The 19,645-nt window shown below is 40.8% G+C and carries 23 protein-coding genes; 7 read left to right on the forward strand and 16 right to left on the reverse strand.

Annotation, left to right across the window (positions count from 1 at the left end; translation table 11 throughout):
• Positions 1-73: 73 nt before the first annotated feature.
• Positions 74-925 (reverse strand): shikimate dehydrogenase, encoded by an 852-nt coding sequence (locus tag IGI49_RS08415; protein WP_207701094.1) that lies wholly within the window; start codon positions 923-925, stop codon positions 74-76.
• An 83-nt stretch (positions 926-1,008) separates the two neighbouring features.
• Complete coding sequence (locus IGI49_RS08420) at positions 1,009-1,860, reverse strand: sugar phosphate isomerase/epimerase family protein (protein ID WP_207701093.1); 852 nt, start codon at positions 1,858-1,860, stop codon at positions 1,009-1,011.
• Positions 1,861-2,160: 300 nt separating this feature from the next.
• Here IGI49_RS08420 and IGI49_RS08425 point away from each other — a divergent pair, with 300 nt between their 5' ends.
• The gene (locus IGI49_RS08425; protein WP_429964136.1) at positions 2,161-3,063 is read left to right on the forward strand and encodes a LysR family transcriptional regulator; all 903 of its coding nucleotides are present in this window, start codon (positions 2,161-2,163) and stop codon (positions 3,061-3,063) included.
• 92 nt (positions 3,064-3,155) lie between these two features.
• Here the strand turns inward: IGI49_RS08425 and IGI49_RS08430 are convergent, their stop codons facing one another.
• A complete protein-coding gene (locus tag IGI49_RS08430) occupies positions 3,156-3,776 on the reverse strand; it encodes a hypothetical protein (protein ID WP_429964137.1) in 621 nt (206 codons plus the stop codon).
• A gap of 237 nt (positions 3,777-4,013) precedes the next feature.
• Between IGI49_RS08430 and IGI49_RS08435 the strand changes: the two genes are divergently transcribed.
• The gene (locus tag IGI49_RS08435) at positions 4,014-4,907 is read left to right on the forward strand and encodes an Rpn family recombination-promoting nuclease/putative transposase (RefSeq protein WP_429964138.1); all 894 of its coding nucleotides are present in this window, start codon (positions 4,014-4,016) and stop codon (positions 4,905-4,907) included.
• A 162-nt stretch (positions 4,908-5,069) separates the two neighbouring features.
• Positions 5,070-5,264, forward strand: coding sequence for a hypothetical protein (locus tag IGI49_RS08440; protein WP_429964139.1), 195 nt, complete (start codon positions 5,070-5,072; stop codon positions 5,262-5,264).
• A 425-nt stretch (positions 5,265-5,689) separates the two neighbouring features.
• Here IGI49_RS08440 and IGI49_RS08445 read toward each other — a convergent pair whose 3' ends face one another.
• The 3 genes from IGI49_RS08445 to IGI49_RS08455 form a co-directional block, all read right to left on the reverse strand.
• Positions 5,690-6,157 (reverse strand): Dps family protein, encoded by a 468-nt coding sequence (locus tag IGI49_RS08445; RefSeq protein ID WP_207701088.1) that lies wholly within the window; start codon positions 6,155-6,157, stop codon positions 5,690-5,692.
• Positions 6,158-6,305: 148 nt separating this feature from the next.
• A complete protein-coding gene (locus tag IGI49_RS08450) occupies positions 6,306-6,986 on the reverse strand; it encodes a fructose-6-phosphate aldolase (RefSeq protein ID WP_429964140.1) in 681 nt (226 codons plus the stop codon).
• 182 nt (positions 6,987-7,168) lie between these two features.
• Entirely contained in the window at positions 7,169-8,134 is a 966-nt protein-coding gene (locus tag IGI49_RS08455) for a sugar-binding transcriptional regulator (protein WP_429964141.1), read from the reverse strand.
• 90 nt (positions 8,135-8,224) lie between these two features.
• On the opposite strand from IGI49_RS08455, the gene IGI49_RS08460 reads away from it, so the two are divergent.
• The gene (locus IGI49_RS08460) at positions 8,225-8,701 is read left to right on the forward strand and encodes a YbaK/EbsC family protein (protein ID WP_429964142.1); all 477 of its coding nucleotides are present in this window, start codon (positions 8,225-8,227) and stop codon (positions 8,699-8,701) included.
• Between the two features lie 48 nt (positions 8,702-8,749).
• Here the strand turns inward: IGI49_RS08460 and IGI49_RS08465 are convergent, their stop codons facing one another.
• Entirely contained in the window at positions 8,750-9,403 is a 654-nt protein-coding gene (locus IGI49_RS08465) for a B3/B4 domain-containing protein (RefSeq protein ID WP_429964143.1), read from the reverse strand.
• A 107-nt stretch (positions 9,404-9,510) separates the two neighbouring features.
• On the opposite strand from IGI49_RS08465, the gene IGI49_RS08470 reads away from it, so the two are divergent.
• A complete protein-coding gene (locus IGI49_RS08470) occupies positions 9,511-10,194 on the forward strand; it encodes a metal-dependent hydrolase (RefSeq protein WP_429964144.1) in 684 nt (227 codons plus the stop codon).
• Positions 10,195-10,318: 124 nt separating this feature from the next.
• Here the strand turns inward: IGI49_RS08470 and IGI49_RS08475 are convergent, their stop codons facing one another.
• Together IGI49_RS08475 and IGI49_RS08480 are read right to left on the reverse strand one after the other, a co-directional pair.
• On the reverse strand, positions 10,319-11,161 hold the full coding sequence (locus tag IGI49_RS08475) for a DUF2922 domain-containing protein (protein ID WP_429964145.1): 843 nt from the start codon (positions 11,159-11,161) through the stop codon (positions 10,319-10,321).
• A gap of 67 nt (positions 11,162-11,228) precedes the next feature.
• Positions 11,229-11,618 carry a hypothetical protein gene (locus tag IGI49_RS08480; RefSeq protein WP_429964146.1) on the reverse strand — a complete coding sequence of 130 codons (390 nt, stop codon included), beginning with the start codon at positions 11,616-11,618 and terminating at the stop codon, positions 11,229-11,231.
• A 412-nt stretch (positions 11,619-12,030) separates the two neighbouring features.
• Here IGI49_RS08480 and IGI49_RS08485 point away from each other — a divergent pair, with 412 nt between their 5' ends.
• Complete coding sequence (locus IGI49_RS08485; RefSeq protein ID WP_429964147.1) at positions 12,031-12,615, forward strand: type IV toxin-antitoxin system AbiEi family antitoxin domain-containing protein; 585 nt, start codon at positions 12,031-12,033, stop codon at positions 12,613-12,615.
• 200 nt (positions 12,616-12,815) lie between these two features.
• Positions 12,816-13,361 (forward strand): DUF6560 family protein, encoded by a 546-nt coding sequence (locus tag IGI49_RS08490; RefSeq protein ID WP_429964148.1) that lies wholly within the window; start codon positions 12,816-12,818, stop codon positions 13,359-13,361.
• 439 nt (positions 13,362-13,800) lie between these two features.
• On the opposite strand, the gene IGI49_RS08495 is transcribed toward IGI49_RS08490, so the two are convergent.
• The 7 genes from IGI49_RS08495 to IGI49_RS08525 all read right to left on the reverse strand — a co-directional run bounded on the left by IGI49_RS08495 (position 13,801) and on the right by IGI49_RS08525 (position 19,645).
• Complete coding sequence (locus tag IGI49_RS08495) at positions 13,801-13,977, reverse strand: hypothetical protein (protein ID WP_429964149.1); 177 nt, start codon at positions 13,975-13,977, stop codon at positions 13,801-13,803.
• A 309-nt stretch (positions 13,978-14,286) separates the two neighbouring features.
• Positions 14,287-14,655: a P-II family nitrogen regulator gene (locus IGI49_RS08500; RefSeq protein WP_429964150.1), complete on the reverse strand. Its 369-nt coding sequence runs from the start codon at positions 14,653-14,655 to the stop codon at positions 14,287-14,289.
• The gene (locus IGI49_RS08505; RefSeq protein ID WP_429964151.1) at positions 14,648-15,442 is read right to left on the reverse strand and encodes a DUF1538 domain-containing protein; all 795 of its coding nucleotides are present in this window, start codon (positions 15,440-15,442) and stop codon (positions 14,648-14,650) included. The genes IGI49_RS08500 and IGI49_RS08505 overlap by 8 nt, the downstream gene beginning before the upstream one ends.
• A complete protein-coding gene (locus tag IGI49_RS08510) occupies positions 15,439-16,122 on the reverse strand; it encodes a DUF1538 domain-containing protein (RefSeq protein ID WP_429964152.1) in 684 nt (227 codons plus the stop codon). The genes IGI49_RS08505 and IGI49_RS08510 overlap by 4 nt, the downstream gene beginning before the upstream one ends.
• A gap of 122 nt (positions 16,123-16,244) precedes the next feature.
• Positions 16,245-16,796 carry a GNAT family N-acetyltransferase gene (locus IGI49_RS08515; RefSeq protein ID WP_429964153.1) on the reverse strand — a complete coding sequence of 184 codons (552 nt, stop codon included), beginning with the start codon at positions 16,794-16,796 and terminating at the stop codon, positions 16,245-16,247.
• 202 nt (positions 16,797-16,998) lie between these two features.
• Positions 16,999-18,549 (reverse strand): hydantoinase/oxoprolinase family protein, encoded by a 1,551-nt coding sequence (locus IGI49_RS08520; RefSeq protein WP_429964154.1) that lies wholly within the window; start codon positions 18,547-18,549, stop codon positions 16,999-17,001.
• Positions 18,542-19,645: a DUF917 domain-containing protein gene (locus tag IGI49_RS08525; RefSeq protein ID WP_429964155.1), complete on the reverse strand. Its 1,104-nt coding sequence runs from the start codon at positions 19,643-19,645 to the stop codon at positions 18,542-18,544. The genes IGI49_RS08520 and IGI49_RS08525 overlap by 8 nt, the downstream gene beginning before the upstream one ends.

Genomic DNA, 19,645 nt, shown 5'->3' on the forward strand with positions numbered 1-19,645 from the left:
CCTTGATTGGTTATCCCACATTTTTTTTACTCTTCCTGCAACTGTAAATCAGCTGCAGGAAGAAGTACTTCTTTTATTTAGGTCTTACTGGTAGATCTTTACCGGTAAAGATTTTGAAAGCCGCTTTGCCCTGTGCCAGAAGCATACCTGCTCCACCAACAGTTTTACAACCTTTTTCTTCAGCATCCTTTAACAGCTGAGTTTTTGGCGGGTTGTAAATTGCATCGGCAACAATCAAGTTGTCATGGAAAATACCAGTATCACTGATTGGTGTACGAGTGGATCCTTCACCCATACCAACTACGGTACCATTAATTAAGATATCTGCTTCAGCAACTTTTTCTTTCAAAAGATCTGCATCCGCTAAATCATAAATAGCGATATCTAATTCTGGATAGTGCTTCTTCACTCGTTCAACGGTACGCTCTCCATTTGCGAAGAAGGCATCCTTCAAGTTGAAGATTGCAATCGATGCTGCTTCTTCAATTGCTAATTGGACTTGAATAGCTGTTGCTGCGCCGCCAGTCCCAAGAACAACAAACTTTTTACCCTTTGGATCAACATCGTGAGCCATTAAGTTATCAACAAAACCCATACCATCAGTAATGTGACCAGTTAATTTGCCGTCTACATTTGTAAAGGTATTAATTGCTCCAACCATTTGGGCAGCTGGTGAAAGCTCATCCATGAATTTAGCTGCTTCACCTTTACATGGCATTGTTACGTTTCCACCAGGCATACTGAATGTTTTTACTGCATCTATCGCTTTTTCAACGCCGTCAACCTCAACATCAAATGCCATGTAAACAGCGTCCATATCTAATTGTTCAAAAGCATAATTATACATAGCTGGTGAGCCAGAATGACCAACCGGGCTGCCAATTAAACCGTATAGCTTTGTTTTTCCAGAAATTCCTTCTAACATGTATACACATCCCTATTCATTTTTATTAGCTAGTATACTACATTTCGATTTGTAATTTTATCCCTTTTTAAAAATTCGTAAAATTAATCTAGTAATTCAGGCCAAGCTTGCTTGATTACATCGATACTTGTGTCGTAATTCATTTGGGCTGCTTTTTGGTAACCCAACTCTAAGTTGTTATCTGAAATAACTTCTGTCCCAACTACACGAGGGTTAATTCCATGCTCTTTCAAGGCTTTCAAGAAACCAACTGTATCGCCCCAGCCAGTACCTGGGCATAAACGGTCATGCAAGGATTCTTCACGTAAGATTGGTTTTGGATACGGACGTTCCAAAACATCACAGATTTGGATTGAAACAACTTTTTCAGCTGGTACACCTTTCAAATCTTCGGCAGTCATTTCAGCACGCGCCCAGTGCCAAGTGTCTAAGATCAGCATTGCATTGTCGCAGTCAGCACCTTTAACAATTTCCCAAGCAGTCTTCAAATCAGGCACACCGCTGTAAGGCATGAATTCTAACCCGATTGCTAATTCCTTTGAGCGTTCGCACAATTCTTTGAAGGCTTGAATTTGTACTTCTAATGAGTCCATTTCCATTAAACCGCAGTTAATGTGGCCTACGCCGAACAAACGAGCCATGTGATAAATCGTTTGTTCTTTGAATTGTTGTAATAAAGTACTTGGCGCTTCTGCTGTTTTATTTGGATCAGTCCACATAGTAATGTATTCAACTTCCGTAACCTTCATGTCATTCTCTTCAAGAATTTCTAGCATTCTTTCATCAGAGTAGCCTTGTTTTACTGCTAGCATATAAGTTTCAGCCCGAATACCAATTCCGTCAAAACCAGCGGCCTTTGCTGCTTTCACCCGTTCTTCAAAATCAATCTCCGTGCCTAATGTAAATGAACTAATTGTTAAAGGTACTTTTCTCATTTCTATTTCCTCCTAAAAATTATTTAAAGTTATTTTTTTCACATGAGAAAGTAAATACAAACTCATGGTTTAGACTTTTTTACAAAAAAGCGGTTACTTATGGCGAAAACATCTGCAATTCCGAGGAATTTCATGGGTATTCTATTCCCGTTTAAAGTTCCTTACTTCACAATCACTTTTCGAATTAATTCTAACTTGGATTTCTTGAAATATCTAATTGATTTTTATAGCAAAACCTATAGGTAAAAGAAATAGGTTTTGCTATAATGAAGAAAACTGTGCACAGGGAGCGTATATATCATGAATTTACAACACCTCAAATATTTCGATGTCCTGGCCCGGGAACAGCATTATACGCGTTCCAGCAAATTGCTCAATGTCACACAGCCTAGTTTGAGTAATGCTATTTCTTCGTTGGAGTCTGAATTAGGCGTCCCCCTGTTTGAAAAAAAAGGCCGCAATGTCGTTTTGACGAAGCCTGGTATAATTTTCCATGATTACGTCAGCAAGACTTTAAATATGTTAGATACTGGCATTGAGACTGTCTCAAAAATCAGTAAAGGCAGCGGCTATATAAGCTTCGCCTTTTTACCTATTTTAGGAACGCGCTATGCACCCCGCTTTGCCAGCGGCTTTATCAACGCGAATCCTGAAAAGGAAGTCGAGTTTGATTTTCATTCTTCCGCTGGCATCACTAAAGAAATTATCGAAGGGGTAAAAAGCATGAGGTATGATATCGGTATTTGTTCCTATTTGCCGGATGAGCCGCTGATTGAATTTATCCCTGTGGCGAATCAAGAGCTGGTAGTAATTACACCTTTAGATCATCCTTTAGCCCAATTTGATGAAGTCTATTTAGAACAGACACAACCCTTCCCGCAAATCGGCTTCAGCAAAAACAGCGGATTGCGCAGCATCATCGACAGTGCCTTTAAACGTAACAACTGTACCTACAATATTGTTTATGAAGTAACCGTGGATCAGGTGATTGCCGGTTTGGTTAGTCAAGGCTTCGGCATGGCTGTAGTACCTGATATGGGGATTTTAGACTCGCTGCCTCTGAAGAAAATTCGCCTGAAGAATCTAAACTGGGAGCGTTACTTCTATCTGGTGACCAATAAGGAAGCCTATTTGACTCCGGTGGTAACGAATTTTAAAGAATATGTATTGGCCCATTCCGACCCCAAGGAAACCATCTATTAAAACAAAGCATAAAAAATCGACCCGCAAAATGTTAGATTTTTAGTCTAACTTTTGCGGGTCGATACAGGTTCAACCAATTCACTGCTTTTTTTCTATTTTGTCTCCATTAGTTTCACCATTGTTTCATACTGATAATATTGGCGCGCCAATTCCTTTTTAAAATTAGCAGTAATTCTGCGAAAAACCCCATAAGGAACTTCACTGGATCGATTCTCCTTAATCAACGGCTGCAGCTCATTTAACAAGTCTTCCTGATCCTTCAAGTGCTGAATGACATAGATTTCCATCAAACTTGAGGCATACTCTACTAAATAGTTTTCATAATAAATTTTTTCCAAGGTAACCCCTTGCTGTAAATTGTGTTGAATCGACTCCTTTAATAATTGGATCAAGCGAGTTTGCTCATCCGAGTGGCCTTCAATTTTGCCTAACTGATCCACCAGCTCTGCCTCCTCCAAATGACTGTAATCCTTCGTCAAAATGGCATTCGCCAGTAAATCCACCAAATATAAAGAGCCATCCATCGCCAGCAGTAATTCTTCTGCTACCGTCTGAATCCGCTCCTGTTCGTCGTATTCACGAGCAATCTTTTGTCCATCCTTGGCAATTTTTTCTGCTAGTGGCAGCAGACGCTGGGGTGTATCAATTGTATTGTATAAAAAACGATTGGCCAAATTGCTGACCTTCATTTCAAATTGTGCTTGGTTGTCCATATAAGCACCTCCTGTTCTTATTATAGTGAAGAAGACAGGTTTGGTGAAAGGATAAGCCTTTTAGTCTGCTGATTGATCTGTATCACATTTTACGATCTACTCAAATTTGTTTGCTATTCTCGAAAAAAATAAATCTTTTTTGCATATATTATGTTGAAGCAAATTTTGATAGAGAATGGGCGGCCATGGTATACTAATGGTGAAAAAATCTCTGTCGCCGAAAGGATAGAGATTTAGATGAAAAACAGACCAAAAGTACTCCCCACAATGGATTTACTGTTCAAAAAACTCCTATGCTCCAAGGATTCGACGCACATTTTGAAAGCATTTATTCGCGATATTTTAGGAAAAGAGTTCAAGACTGTAAAACCCAGAGAAACGTATCATATTGACAGCTACAAGAAAGCCTTCGACGAAAACCCTGAATTGATGCGCACGGAAGTAGACATTTTAGCGGAAACAGAAGCTGGTGGTCACGTGACCATCGAAATGCAAATCCAATCTCACGATTATTTCATCGAACGGTCCCTCTTTTACTTATTAGAAGCCTTTCGCAGTTCATTAGGCAACCAAGAGATTGAGGACTTTATCAAGAGCAATAATTTTTCCTCTCTGCGTCCGGCTTATGGAATAAATATCATTGATTTTCACTTGTTTGAGCAGGACGAAGCTGCAATCCACAAGTTTGCCCTGCTGGATTCAGCTTCTCACAAGCCATTGTGTGCAGGACAAGGCGATGAACTGATTATGTTATGCTTCTTCAGCTTAAAGAATAAAAACATTGATCTAACGAGTGCCGCCTATCTTTGGCATCAGTTTTTCAAAACTGGTGAAGTACCTGATGAAGCCCCCAATTATTTGAAAGAAGCTCAGAAAAAAATTGACTACTATTCACTGGACGAGGAGGAACAAAAAATGATTATGGATATAAACAAGGCAAAGATGGTGAATGATGCTGTGTTAGCAACAGCTGTCAGGAAAGTACGGGAAGAGGCCCAGGAAGAAGCGAAAACAGAAAAACTTGAAATTGCATTGAATTTACTAAAAATCGGCCTCTCGATAGAACAAGTTGCTGATAGCACTAAATTAGCGAGTGAAGAAGTAGAAGCGCTGCGAAATACGCTCGTTTAGTTAGCCGGTTAGAAGTAGAAGAGCCTATCACTTTGTTTTCAGGGGCTGGCAAGGTTTCTTCGCTCAAATGGATGAATGATAACGGAAGTAGATATTTTAGCTGAGACAAAAGAAGCTCAGAAGAAAATCGACTACTCTTCACTGGACGAGGAGGAACAAAAAATGATTATGGATATAAACAAGGCAAAGATGGTGAATGATGCTGTGTTAGCAACAGCGGTCAGAGAAGCTCAGAAAGCAGAAAAACTTGAAATTGCATTGAATTTACTAAAAATCGGCCTCTCGATAGAACAAGTCGCTGATAGCACTAAATTATCGAGTGAAGAAGTAGAAGCGCTGCGAAATACGCTCGTTTAGTTAGCCGGTTAGAAGTAGAAGAGCCTATCACTTTGTTTTCTAAGAGTTACCAAGGTTTCTGTGAACAACTATAAAAAAGTAGCCAAACCACTTAAGCATAAACATAACGCCTAGCTAATTCTAAATCTGGAATTAGTTAGGCGTTCGTTTGTGCTAACTTCCAAAGTATCTAACCAAGTCAACATCTTCCCTTGTTCAATTTCCTCTACTTCTGGAGCAATACCCTCTGGAGCAATACCTTTTGGAAACTTGCACCTACAGAATTTCCTATTTTCGTCGGCTCCCCTCTTATTTAAATTAAGTTTAACCTGTTTATCAAATGAAGAATTTAGATAAAAGCTAGCTCTCCAGCAAATTTCCCATCATAAATCTCCACAAAAAAAACTGCTCCTCCCCTAAAGGAAAAGCAGTCATTATTTCTATTATTATGCGTCAACACCTGGTGCTTTGCCTAATTTGGCTTGCAGCATCCAAATTTTCTTTTCGATGTCCGTTTTGAAAGCGATGAAGATATCTTGTGTGCTGTCGTCACCTTCCTCACCAGACACATCAATTCCTTTTTGGTAAAGGTCAGCTAAATAGCGATAACCTGCCACTAAAACTTCCATGCGTTCAGGAATCGTACGATCCCAGCTGCCAACTTCATCCTTGATGCCAGTATTGTCTGCCCATTCACGTAAAGTTGAATAAGGTGAGCCATCTAAAGTAATCAAGCGTTCAGAAATCACATCCAGTTGATCGTTGATTTCATCCATATAATCATCCATCAATGGGTGCAAGGTTAAAAATTCAGGTCCGCGCATGTACCAGTGTGTTTGGTGAATCACCGTGCTCATTTGACTTAAATCAGCTACCAATTGGTTCAAGACTTCTTTTGTTTTTCCATATTTCATTGTTTATCCCTCGTTTCTTTTTGTTTACTCTTTAAGTATATCTTAAGGAAGCAGACTATGCAATAATTATGATTAATTAATAATCGTTATCATCTGAACAATAAAAACACTTCCCTTTAAAAAGAGAAGTGCTAATGAAATCGTTGGATTAAATAGAAGCTAAATTTGTGTCAACACCGTAAACAGCCTCCCAGTCAGCGGTGAAATCATCTACTGCCTGCCCAATTGAAGGCATTGCCAAAGCTTGTTGAATAATGTCTACACCCATGGTAGCAGCTTGACTGCCGCTTTCCAATGCTGCATTTACCTGACCGGCATTCTTGAAGCTAGCCGCAACAATTTTGGTCTCGCTGTCGGTTCGTTCAATTTCCTGTGCCATTTCAAAAATAGCTTCACGAGGGTCAATGCCCATGTTTTCCATTCGGTTGAAGTATGGTGCGATGTAATCCGCACCAGCCGCAATCGCTAAGTAAGCCTGGAATTTGGTATAGATCGCTGTGGCAGTAACATTTGCTCCACGACGTTTTAACTCTTTAATCACCTTTAAGCCGACTTCGCTAACAGGGACTTTTATAAAAACCTTTTGGTCAATCTTGTTCAAAATTGTTTCGGCATCTTTGATCATGCCTTCGTAGTCTTTAGCAACTACTTGTACATGCAATGAACGGTTTTCACCGATGATGCTGCGAATTTCCTTCATGTGGTCGAAAAAGGCTACCTTGCCCTCTTTTTTTACAATCGAGGGATTTGAAGTCACTCCAACAACTGGCAAAATTTCTACATACTTTTTAATGTCAGCAATATTCGCTGTATCTAACATAAATTCCATTACTGATACGCCCCTTTATGATTTATTCTACGTACCTAGCATAGCACCTGCCGAAAAAAGTAACAGTATCTTTTTAGGAAAAAGTCTATGAAGCTTGATTTAACAAGGATTCCCTTGGTTAACTACTTAAAAATCGCACGAATGTGCATTTTCATTCTAATTAGCTACTTATTAGCTACTTATTAGCTACTTATGCCTTCCTTAGTTATTCGCAAAATTTCCTCCGCGGTTTCCTGATCAGTAATCAAAGTGTTTAGATAGCCCTTATCCAGCAAAGGGACGATCGAACGAGCTTTCGCTGTACCGCGAGCAATGCCGACGGACTGAGGAATTTCAGCCAATGCCTCTAGCGGCAAACCAATCGTTCGCTGATCCAGCTGTCCTTTTAGCAATTTGCCAAAACGGTCATAAAACCGGCAGCAGCAATCACCAATGGCTTCCCGCAGACGAAGCTCCTCATAATCTTCTTCCGTTAATAGATCCCGCCACTGACTTTTCTTGTAACTCAAGGGCCCACCTACACCAACAATCGCCATATCTAATTGCTGCCAATACTCTCGCAGTTCCTGAAAGTATTTCGATTGGAAAATTCCTTCAGCCAGCTGCTTTGTTTCCTGAGTAACGGTCGCATTCACGAAGACACTGTGCCCGTTTAACTTGCGAGCCAGCTCATAGACCAGAGTATTTACATGATATCGGGAGTTAATATGACTCGGTCCCCCAACAATGGGCACAATTGTCGCATTATTTACCGATTTAGCCTCTAAATGATTGACCGTATTGCCGACACTTTCACCCCAAGAAACACCAATGACACATTCATCCTTCAATTGACGACGCAGCCAGCTGGCAGCCGTTTTGGCTAAGCTTTCTTCCTTTTCTTCTAAACTCATTGTTGCATCGGTTGGTGCAATTTCGATGTGCTCTAGCTGATACCGCTTTTTTAGCTGATCCTCCAACGAGAAAAGTGCTGGATCAAAATGATTGATGGTAATCTCAACAATACCTAGTTCTTTAGCCTGGGCCAGCATTCGGCTAACCGTTGTACGATAGATATTCAATTCCTTGGCGATTTGCGCCTGGGTCAAATCCTGCTGGTAATATAAATAAGCAACTTTTGCCAGTAATTTTTTCTTTTCTTCCTTCATAATCCGGCTCCTTTTCATCACTATAGCAAAAAATTCATTTACCCACTAGTAAAAATTCGGTATGATTTGAAGGAATGGAGGCGTTCATGAATGGCAGTTGAAAAAATCGAAGCTTATTTCTCAGCCTATAATATGGCTGAACAAATTATTGAATTTGACGTATCCAGTGCTACCGTCGAATTAGCAGCAAAAGCACTAAATTGTGCCCCGGAACGTATCGCAAAGACCTTATCCTTCAAATTAAAAAAAAGCGATCGGATCTTGCTAATCGTAGCAGCTGGTAACGCCAAGGTGGATAATGCCAAGTACAAGCAAACCTTTAACGAAAGAGCCTTGATGCTAAAACCTGACGAGGTAGAAGCAAAAATCGGCCATCCGGTAGGCGGCGTCTGCCCTTTTGCAATTAATGAAGGCGTAGAGGTCTTTTTGGATGAGTCGTTGCAGCGTTTTGAGACCGTTTTTCCCGCTTGCGGCAGTCCCCAAAGCGCAATTGAATTAACGATTCCTCAATTGGAAACCTGCGCTCAAACAACGAACTGGGTCGATGTCTGCAAAGGTTGGAACTAAAAAAGCAGACAGGCGTTTTTCCTGCAAAAGCGCCTGTCTGCCTATTTATTAAATCACGTCTTGCTGAACTACCCTGCAATCCTTCAAATACTTCTCAACAATTGCTTTAATTTCCTGCTGCATGTCGGCTGTGGCTATATCGCCAAAAACATAACCAATTAACACTGCTTGCGTAGTATCTTCTCCGATCATCCCACGAGTAGAGTCAGAGGTTGGACTGCCAAAAGGACCTTCTTCATCCTTTAGCACCAGCAAATTCTCAATATTTACTGCTTTTTTACCAATTCCCGCATAGCTTTCTCCAGTTTCTCCCACTGATAAGGTAATAGTTTCCCCAACTTTAGCTAAGTCATAGCTCCCAAAAGGTAATTTATAAAGCAATGAAAAATAGTTGTTTGCATCTACTAAATTATTAATTTGGTATAACCCTTTTTTCTGAATTACCCGACGCCACAGACTATCTGAAGAAGGACGAAAACGCGCAGGGTCTTTGCCCAATGCCCGATAAACCTTTTTCGTGGCAATCATCCGTTCCTCGTCCTTAATCATCTCAATCGAGTCATTTTCTTCAACCTTGGCGATTAATGGCTTTAACAATTCGTCCCAAATTACCTCGCTGTATGCACCATTTTCAAATTCTACTACTGTATAAGCCAAGGAAACACCTAAATCCTTCAAGTGTTCTTCAATTACCAAGTTCATACAATTCCTCCCTTTTTAGTTTATTCTAATCGTTCTATTAGAAAATAAAAAGCCTTACAAGTCAAGTATTGCTTTTTTCGCTATAATAAACAAAAGGAGGAATCACGATGAAACTTACGTATCATGGACACTCTGTCATAGCTGTTGATATGGCGGATGGACAAAAATTACTATTTGATCCTTTTATCACTGGCAACCCAGTCACTGATTTAAAAGCTGATGAGGTCAGTGCAGACTGGATTTTAATTACTCATGGACACGACGACCATATTGGTGATATGGTACCGATTGCTAAGCGCAATGACGCGACAGTTATTGGTATAGTAGAAGTGGCTGCTTTTGCCCGCAACGAGGGCGTGACTAAAACGCATGGCATGAATATCGGCGGCAAATTTGACTTTCCCTTTGGCCGCATAAAAATGGTCCACGCGCAGCACAGTACCGGCTATGAAAAAGACGGACAAATGATTTATCTCGGTGAACCAGCTGGTTTCATTCTTCAAGCTGAAGGAAAAACGATTTATCATGCTGGTGACACTTCAAACTTTGGCGACATGGCCCTTTTCGGTGACGCCTTCGATATTGACGTTGCCTTTTTGCCAATTGGCGATAACTTTACCATGGGACCTCATGAAGCGGCTAGTGCTGCGAAACGTTTGAAGGCCAAGCAGGTTGTACCGATTCACTACAATACCTTTCCCTTGATTAAACAAGATCCGCAAGAACTAGTTGACGCTCTTCCAGCAGGCGTGGTCAAGGTCTTAGCTGTTGGTGAATCCATCGAACTGTAAGCCTCTGCTCAAAGAAAGCGATCGTCTTTCTTTGAGCCTTTTTTGTCCAGCTCTTTTCATTTTAAACTGCTGGCCTTCCTTACCGTTATGGCAGCTACCTCAGACTCATAAATGCACCAGTAAGCTATTTCTTTTTATTCCTCTTCAAGTCCTTTATCGCCTTTTTGTTCTTTCGTTTGTTTGCAGAAAAACCAGCCAAGGGATTACTCCCTTTTTTGCGTTTAGGAAACCAACCCGATTCTTTCTTAGGTAAGGGTTCCTCCAATATCCCTTTGGCAAATTCCTTCGGTGTTTCTTTGGCGGTCCCAGCTCTAACTGATTCCGTATCTGCCATTTCAGCGGTAGTCTCAAGGTGTTCAGCTGATTCTTCGGTATCAACCGCTACCTCCTCCACACTATAACTTTCTAAAGTCGCCCCTTTTGGTAATTGAGCAGTAATCATGGCAATATAGTCTTCCTCAGTCAAACTGTTTACATCTACATCTTCTGGAATAATAATTTCGAGTTGCTGCAATTCCCCTTGTGCAGCTGACAGCTGACCACTTTGATTCGATGCTGATGGCGCTGCAATAGGTTGAATTGATGCGGACGTTACTTCCGGTGCCAGTGCCTTAGGGATTTGGACAGACTCCGGCTGAACTTCACTAATCGATGTGGATTGACGTACTTCCTGTACTTTACCAACATGAAGGTTTTCTGGTTGTGTGTCCATTTCGGGTGTAGACATACCCGCTTTACGTAGATCAAAGATTGGGGTCTCGATGGTTTCAACAAATTTAGCACTGACTAATTTCTTGAATAGGCCAACTTCGCCTTTTTCAAAAAGATTCAAGCTGACTAATTTTTCTAAGCTGGCACGAATTTCCTCGGCGGATTTATTGCGATTCGGTTCCTTAAGGTTAAAACTGTGGCGGCGGCCTGCACTATTTTCAAATGTTGCGGATAAACTTAACATATTTCGTATCATTCCTTCCTTTTTTGGCGTATCTATATCAATTTGTTTACGGTTTCATTTTGGTTTCGTTATGCTGCAGTCAAGGTACCGAAAAAGTCTCCGAATGCACCTGCTCCACTAGGTTCATTAATTGGGCTATTTTTTCAACAATCAGATGTTTAATCGTAAACAACCGAGAGGTTAGCAGCTTCCATTCTTTTGTTCCAAAATAATGCTGGAATAAATAATAATAGCGGCGCAATGCACGGGTTGCTTTGGTTTTAAGAAAGATATGGCGAACCAATTCCCGCAACACAAAGCTGAAGTCTTCAATACTTAATTCTTCACGTATTTGAAGCGCTGCCAAGTACTTAATCGTATTTTTTTCATTACGGGTCTGATCATAATATGTGCTAATGCGGTCTTCTAACGTAGTACGCTGAAGCTGAAATAGCTTTTGGTAAGTGAGTGTATACGTATTCTCTTGCAAAGGTCTTTCCCCCTTTTTTCAAATTTATTTTTATGAGCTGTCGACGATTTTAGGCTAAAGCACTTTACCGAGATTGTCAACAGTATTTTTAATTACCAGTAACGTTATTTTATAAACCCGCGAGATTAAAGGGTTTTTCAGCAATTATTTCTAGTCTCTCAAACAAATTTTATAGCAGGTGTATTTTTTTAAAGGCAGGATATTTGAAAAATATCAAATAATCACCTTAAAAGCAACGCTTTTTCTGTGATTTTTTTAGAATTCATTGACAATAACTAGTTGCTTTCTGTTAAGAATACGTATAATCTGATTAAGGGGATTTCGTCTCTCCAATCATTTAATTAAAGGAACAAATATGCTAACTCAGTTATATCATCTTAGCATTTTCGTTCTTTTTAGCAAGGTAGTTTTCATGTCGCAAAAGAAAAAAATTTTACGAATACTAGAAGAACACGGGCTTGTCACGACTAAAATGGTGACGGAAAATGGCTTGTCCCGAAGAATTTTGTCTCAGCTGGAGGACCAGAAGCTGATCTCACGAATTGAGCGAGGCATTTATGCGATGAATTCGGAGTGCGTTGATCGTTACTTTCTGCTTCAGTACCGCTTTCCGCAAGGCGTTTTCTCTCACGAAACAGCTTTGCACCTGCTGGATCATCTTGATCAAGAGCCTCAGCAGCTTCACATGACCTTTCCCGTGGGCTTTAATTCGCTGCGGGCGAAAAATGCCGAGATTCAGCCAATTATCAGCAAAGATGTGACTGTCGGCATCCGTCCTGTTTCGCGATCGGGTGGAACAACCATTCATGTTTACGAGATTGAGCGAACCTTGCTTGATTTACTTAAACCCAAATACACAGCAGACAAGGAACAATTTTTTGCTGCTTTAAAGCACTACCTGTGCTCAGATCAGAAAGATATCCCTAAATTGCTAAACTATGCTCGGCTGTTTAATCTGGAGTCAAAAATCCAACCCTATTTAGAGGTTCTGCTATGATAAAATAACGTTTCATCTGCCTTATATTGTACAAGAGCAATCATTAATCACCAGAAATTTTCCAACCTTCGGATCGAAAGCTCAAAAAGAATTCTTCTGCATTATTGTGTATACTATTACATAGAAAGACTGCTTCAAAGACAGTCAGCAGCAATTGGATGGAAAGTCACTCTTTATCAAAATTATTAAGGAGTAGTTGTATGGGCGTGGTTGTTTTTGTCTGCTTATTTTTTATTTTCATATGTTTCCCTGAGATCATCAAAGTAGTGATGCATCACCGGGAAACGAAGCTGAAAAAATCGATAATAAAAGCAAGATCTGCTAAAAAAATATCCAGTCATTTCATTGTTCAAGAGTCAAAATCTGTAAAATTATTGCTCTTCATCTTTGTTCTCTTCTGCTCCATTCTATTTTGGGGCTTGCTTATTCAGGAGGGAATTTCCTCTATAATGGCCCTCATTTGGGCTCTGATTCTTTTGAATGGTATCTTTTATATGATTGTTTATTACCACATACGGCGAGTCACCGTGTGTGATCGAGAGATCAGCTATAGAAGTATTTTGAAAAAAACGACCTTTCTGTTTGAGGACATAACTAAAGTGAGATTCGGGATGAATCTTACTTTGATTATCTATTGTGAAAACGAAAGAATGTTTGCGATTGAAACCAATTGTGAGGGGTACTATGAGTTATTGACCCGTCTAATTTTTGAAGGAGTTTATTTTGAGAACCTGCCGAAACGATAAAAAATTAAATGAATGCTGGATGCTCTGATAGATAAAGCTAAAAAGTTGCTGGATCCATCGTTTATTTCTCTGATTATATCGCTTTCGTGGTACCTTGAACATGTAACCCCGATGCTCAGTCCAATTTCTGGCAAAAAATAACTTCAAAATCTGTTTTCTACTCTGATTTAGCGGAGCTTAGATAATCTTCCAGCAACTGGTGTAATTATTTGCTGCAGCTTCCCGAATGTGACTGGTGCTCCAGGATATACGGCACGATGTGTGGCGATTTACGAAAAGTAAAGGTGTTGAATAATCATTGGAAGGGTGTTTACGCACCTTCCTTTTTGCTATTCTGTCTTAATGACACGAGACAAAAAAGCCTGGCCTACGCATATAAAAGAGCACTGGCAAGACTGACTTGATTGAATGATTCAAAAGATCAAAAAAACTTCATGACTTACTTCGAATTTTTTTTGCGGGCGATTTGCTTGTTTGCCACCACAAATAACAGAAGAATGCCCAAATTCAGAACGGATTGCTTCTTGGTCATCAACCATCCAACTGCAATTCCGATCACTAACAGAAGTAATACCAATAAAATCTTATTTTGCCCAATACGTTTCATTTTTTCCATTTGCGACTCCCTCATCTTTCTTCATCTGGCAAGGTAATCTTCGCACAGTTTGATCAGACACTATTCTCAGAAGCATCCCTTCGCTTTTCTCTTACGAAGATTGTGCACGAATAAAATCAAAAAATCAGAAACAATACCTATCTATTATGTTTGATACGCTTGATTTTTCCATTTAGATCATCTCTTTTTCATAGGTACATTATAACGTACATACATATTATATATATAGATAAACTGAAAAAGAACTCCTATGCAAAAAAACATCAGCAATCGGCTCTTCCGCCTTTTACTGATGCTCGTATTATTTCTTTAACTATTTAACTCATCCATCGTCTTCGTTTCACCAAAGCTCTTAATAGAGGTCATACCCATGGCTTTTTCGATATCAATTGAGAAGCAGACTCCGTTACCTGGCTTATCGATCTTAATGCCTTTACCAATCATTTCCATGACTGACAGCTCCATTTCGGCAGGAACTAAGGTCAATACAATGTCCTTTTCCGGTTGAATGTCCAAGCCAAAAAATTTACCGGCATCGTGTACACCGGATCCCCTGCCATGAAGGATAGTTCCTCCTACCGCTCCAGCGTCTTTTGAGAAATCAACGACATCCTGTCCTGTTCCTCCGTCAACAATCGTTACAATCATCTTCAAGTGCAATGCCACTAATTTACCCATTCTCTTCTCCCTCGCTATCCTGTAAAGCTTGTTTTCGTTTTTGATCCAGGTCATCCTTCTTCTTATAAATATACCCTAAAACTAACGTAGTTAAAATAGGGGTTAAGGCAATCATTGCCACAACACCAAATCCGTCAATCATCGGGTCGCGACCTTCGATTTGTGAAGCAATTGCCACACACATGGCTAATATAAAGGTGGAACACATTGGTCCAGTCGCCACACCGCCATTATCAAAGGCCATCGCTAAAAACATTTTATCGACTTTCCGACCTAAAATAAAGACTAACAGGTACCCTGGAATTAAAAAGTAATACAATGAAAAACCAGCTAACAGCCGCCACATAGACAAACTCACTGCTATACCAATCCCGATTGAGATCGAGGCTAATAACACATTACCATTAATTCGACCTTCACTTTGCTCCTCTACCTGCTTCACCATCACGTGAATGGCCGGCTCGGCAAAACCAACTAAAAAGCCCATCGCAAAACCTAAAGGAATCAAAATCCAGTTATTGTCCATTGCTGCAATTGCGCCGCCTAAATGTTGTCCAATTGGTAAGTAGGCAATATTTACACCGTGCAAAAACAGAATCAGACCCACTGTGGTAATCAAAAAACTTTTCATAATCGTCGCAAAACGCCGCTTCCGCAGCTTAAAGCTGGTAGCATTCAAAACAATAAAAATCAAGACAATCGGGGCTACTGAAAGAATGACATCCCAAGTAACGCCACCAATCCCGGTAATCACTCGGTCTAAAACATCTGCGAAATCAATACTCATCGGAAGATCACTCCCAACAACATCACAGCTAAAACTGGACCTAGTGAGGACACACCCACCATACCAAAGCTGTCATTTTCATGTTTACCTTGGCGAACCATACTGGTTAACCCGGTAGCAAAGGATAAAATAAAGGGTACCGTTACCGGTCCGGTAGTTACTCCGCCGGCATCAAAGGCAATCGGCATAAACTGCGGATCAGTGAAAAATGAAGTAATCAAAATAGCTGCATAGCCAATCGCCATCATTTTCAAGTACGAAAATTTGAAGACCATCCGCATGACTGCAAAGGCCAGAAAAATTCCCGTCCCGACACTTACTACACCAATCAAAATTGTCCGGGGAATCGCCCCATCGGAAATTTCTCGAACCTGTTGAGCCAATACCTGCACAGAAGGCTCAGCAATCGTAATCACAATTCCAATAATAAAGGCTAAACTTATCAATAAGGGAAAACTCCGCTTTTTGATCAAAAACTTTCCTAAAAGGTCCCCTACCTCCATCATGGAGTAGTCCGACCCAAACAAAAACAACGTCATTCCGATCATCATTATTCCTGCACCAACCAGAAAGGTAATCATTCCTTCTGCTTCTAGTGGAGCAAAAATAAGGGTCAGAATTATAATCAACACCGTCATTGGCACAATGGCCATTATCACTTCCTTGAAGGTTTTCTTCATTTATTCGCCATTCCTCCTGTCTCATTAATAATGTATTCATTTTTCTCTAAAAATTGAGTTTGTTTTTTGACTCGTATACCTTTCTGCTAACTGCTTCCTGCGTAATTTTGCTTACCAATCCTTTACTTCTTCTCGTCCAGTTTTTCTCTGGAAAAAGTAGAACGGGCATCTTTTTTTACGCCAAACAAATAATGAGGCATCTCGATTCCTCGATACTGTTTAATAAATCGTTTCTTAACAATCATTCCATTGAGGATCGCCACATTCATCGAGGCCAGATTGGTATCTCTGATGGTGGAAACCAACTCAGGAAACTGCTTTTCTTTAAATCCCCAATCCTTCACTGCTCTTGCAGCTTCAACAGCAAAGCCTTGATGCCAGTGAGTCTTGACTAAATGATAGCCAATTTCTGGATAAACTGTACCTTCAACCGTCTGTTGCGTAATTCCGCATTCACCAATAATTTCACCGGTTGATTTACATAGCATCGCCCAAAGTCCATACCCATTTGCTTGATAAGAATCCAAATTCCACTGCAGCCAATTAGATACTTCCTCATTGGAAAAGGCATGTTCATAGGCCCACATCACTTCTGAATCCTGCAAAAAGCGCTTTAAGTCAGGAAGATTATCGGCTGTCCATTCTCTTAAAGCTAACCGCTCTGTTTCGATCATACCGTCACCCCCTTCTCTCATTCTAACAGGAAAAAAAGAAGAAATGAAAAAAACACGAATTTTCTTTCATTTTTCTTCAAAAATAATCACTTTTCAATTGATATTCTGACGAAAAAACGCCTTCTAGTAAACAAGAGCTTTTTTAAGACTGACAAAAAAACGAATCAAAACACTTGGCAGCATTTTGATTCGTTCTCATGTATTATTCCATTTTTCCGACAACCTTGACTCTTAAACGTGTCGCATTTTCTGGATGATAAGCAAGTGGTGTTTCTTCTACTTCAACCAGTTCAATTGTTTCCTCAATCGCGCCAGCTAATATGGCTTGCTGTGTTGCTTTTGTTCGAGCATCTGCCAAACTGTCTTTGCGGTGCATTTTAGTATAAATGTATATTTGTTCATACTGACCGCTGATTTGAGCAATTGATGCGCCAATGGCATTGGCAACACCACCATGTTCGTTGTAATACGCCTTTGCGACACCTTTTAAGTTTTCAGGGATAATGATCGCACCACCACCTACTAGCACCAACTCCACATCACCCGAGCTGGTTTTCATTTTGTCGATGGCTTCTTCCGTCATTTCCTTAATCGTCTGGTAAGCTCTTTCCGCAAACTCTAATGGAATGTCCGCTGCCAGGTTTGCATCGCCCACCTCGGCTTTCCCTAAACGAACAGCAATATCAGTAGCAGTAATTTGGTCACCACCAAACACCTTGGCTTCGGTGGTAATTTTGTAACCGACACTATCCGGACCCACCGTTACCTTACCATCCACTTCTCGCACGATACTGCCTCCACCAAGTCCAATAGAAATGATATCAGGCATTCGGAAATTGGTTCGAATTCCGCCAACATCTACAGCCAATGATGACTCCCGTGGGAACCCGTCAGTTAATACCCCTAAATCAGAGGTTGTGCCGCCAACATCCAGCACAATCGCATTTTTTAGCTGTGCCAAGTAGGAAGCCCCACGAATACTGTTCGTTGGACCACATGCAATCGTTAAAATTGGGAATTGACGCGCGTAGTCAATCGACATCAATGTTCCATCATTTTGACAAAGATAAACTTCTGCTGATCGGATGCTTTCGCTTTCCAGCGCACGTTCAAATCCATTGCTGGTCATGTTCATAACCTTATCTAAAGCCGCATTTAGGATTGTCGCATTCTCTCGTTCAATTAATCCAACTGAACCAATAGTAGCAGAACAAGAAACTGGAATTTCTTCCCCTAAAATCTCTTTAGACCATTCTACTACCTGAAATTCTTGATCATTTTTCAAAGAAGAAAATACACCAACTATTGCTAAGGACTCAATCTTACCCTGCCATTTAAGCAAAGCAGCCTTCACCTCAGCTTCATCCAGTTCGCTCAAGTTTTGCCCATCGTACTCATAGCCGCCATGCAGCAGCTCGTAATTTTCACCTAAAGTAGCAATCATGTCTTCTGGCCAGGCCGTGTAAGGCTTGACAGAACCAGTCGCTGGATAGCCCAAACGAATAACGCCAACCTTGGATAATTTCTTGCGTTCCACGATAGCATTGGTACATTGGGTGGTTCCTAGCATCGCATGACTAATCGTTGTTGGATCGATCTTCGATTCAGCCATTACTTTATGCAAAGCTTGTTCAATCCCTGTTTGGATATCCTCGCTAGTGGGCACCTTGACACCATGCACAAGCGCCAATTGTTCATCAATAATTACTGCATCGGTATTCGTTCCACCGACATCAATCCCAATCTTATACATGCGCTTCTCCTCCTTGTGCCAGCATTTCTTCTAAAGGAATATAATCCAAATCGTAGCCGAAGTAACGCGGACCAACTGTAGCAATCCCCACTTCTGTTCGCCATTTTTCATCACACGGCAAGGCGATTACCCGCACCCGTTTCCCGTATTTCAAGGCTTCTGTGGTCACTGGCATGAGCGTCTCTAAATCCACCATACAAATCAAATCCGGTGTCATCGCCATTGGTACGCCATCTTTTTCCGCAATCAAGTTTTCATTTTGGAAGAAAATCTTTGTTTCAGAACCAAGATCTTGATTCAGGCCTTCGATCGTCGCTTCACCAAAATTGAATCCACCCTCTAGCCGACGAATCACATCAATGATCTTTCCTTCAAACAATTGTGTGCCATTAATCAGCTTCAACAAGTTTGCTAGCTTAGTTGCCTCATCCGCTTCATTGCTGCGAATAACTTGGCCAATTTTCTCAGAAAATGTCACAATATTGTGGATGCCATGATCTTTTAACTGACGACCGGTAGATGGATACAGACTTACCAAGGTGCTAGCACCCATTTCCACCGTTTGCACTCGTGCCAAGCGTTCGGTCCATTTGTTGCTGATGGTTTCCATGATACCGATATTACCCTTTTCGTCAGTAATTGCCATAGGAGCTGCTGAAACGCCGCCTAGATTAAAGGTCGTCATTTGTAATTCAGGAAAGGCTCGACCCATCCCATCGCAATCCACCAATGGAATTTTTAAGGAAGCGGCTACTACGATGGGAATCATCGAATTCACACCACCAGCCTCCATTGGAAAAGTACCAGCAACCGTATCAACCCCTAAATAGTGGCCTAGTTTTTCAAAAACGCGTACAAATTCATCACCCTTCGGAAACTTCTCAATTAAAACCGAGGGCGCCCCCATCATAGCAGATGGTAAGAAGAAATCTTCGTCACCAACCTCTTCTGGAGAGACCATTTTGACTGGTCCAAATTCTTTAATCGCCGATAAGGCCATCATTTTTCCGATATAAGGATCTCCACCGCCGCCGGTCCCTAAAAAGGCTGCCCCGACTGCGATGTCTTCAATTGCTTCTTGATCTAAATAGCGCAT

This window comes from Enterococcus sp. AZ071 (genome assembly GCF_050499065.1).
In the GTDB taxonomy this organism is placed as follows: domain Bacteria; phylum Bacillota; class Bacilli; order Lactobacillales; family Enterococcaceae; genus Enterococcus_A; species Enterococcus_A ferrettii.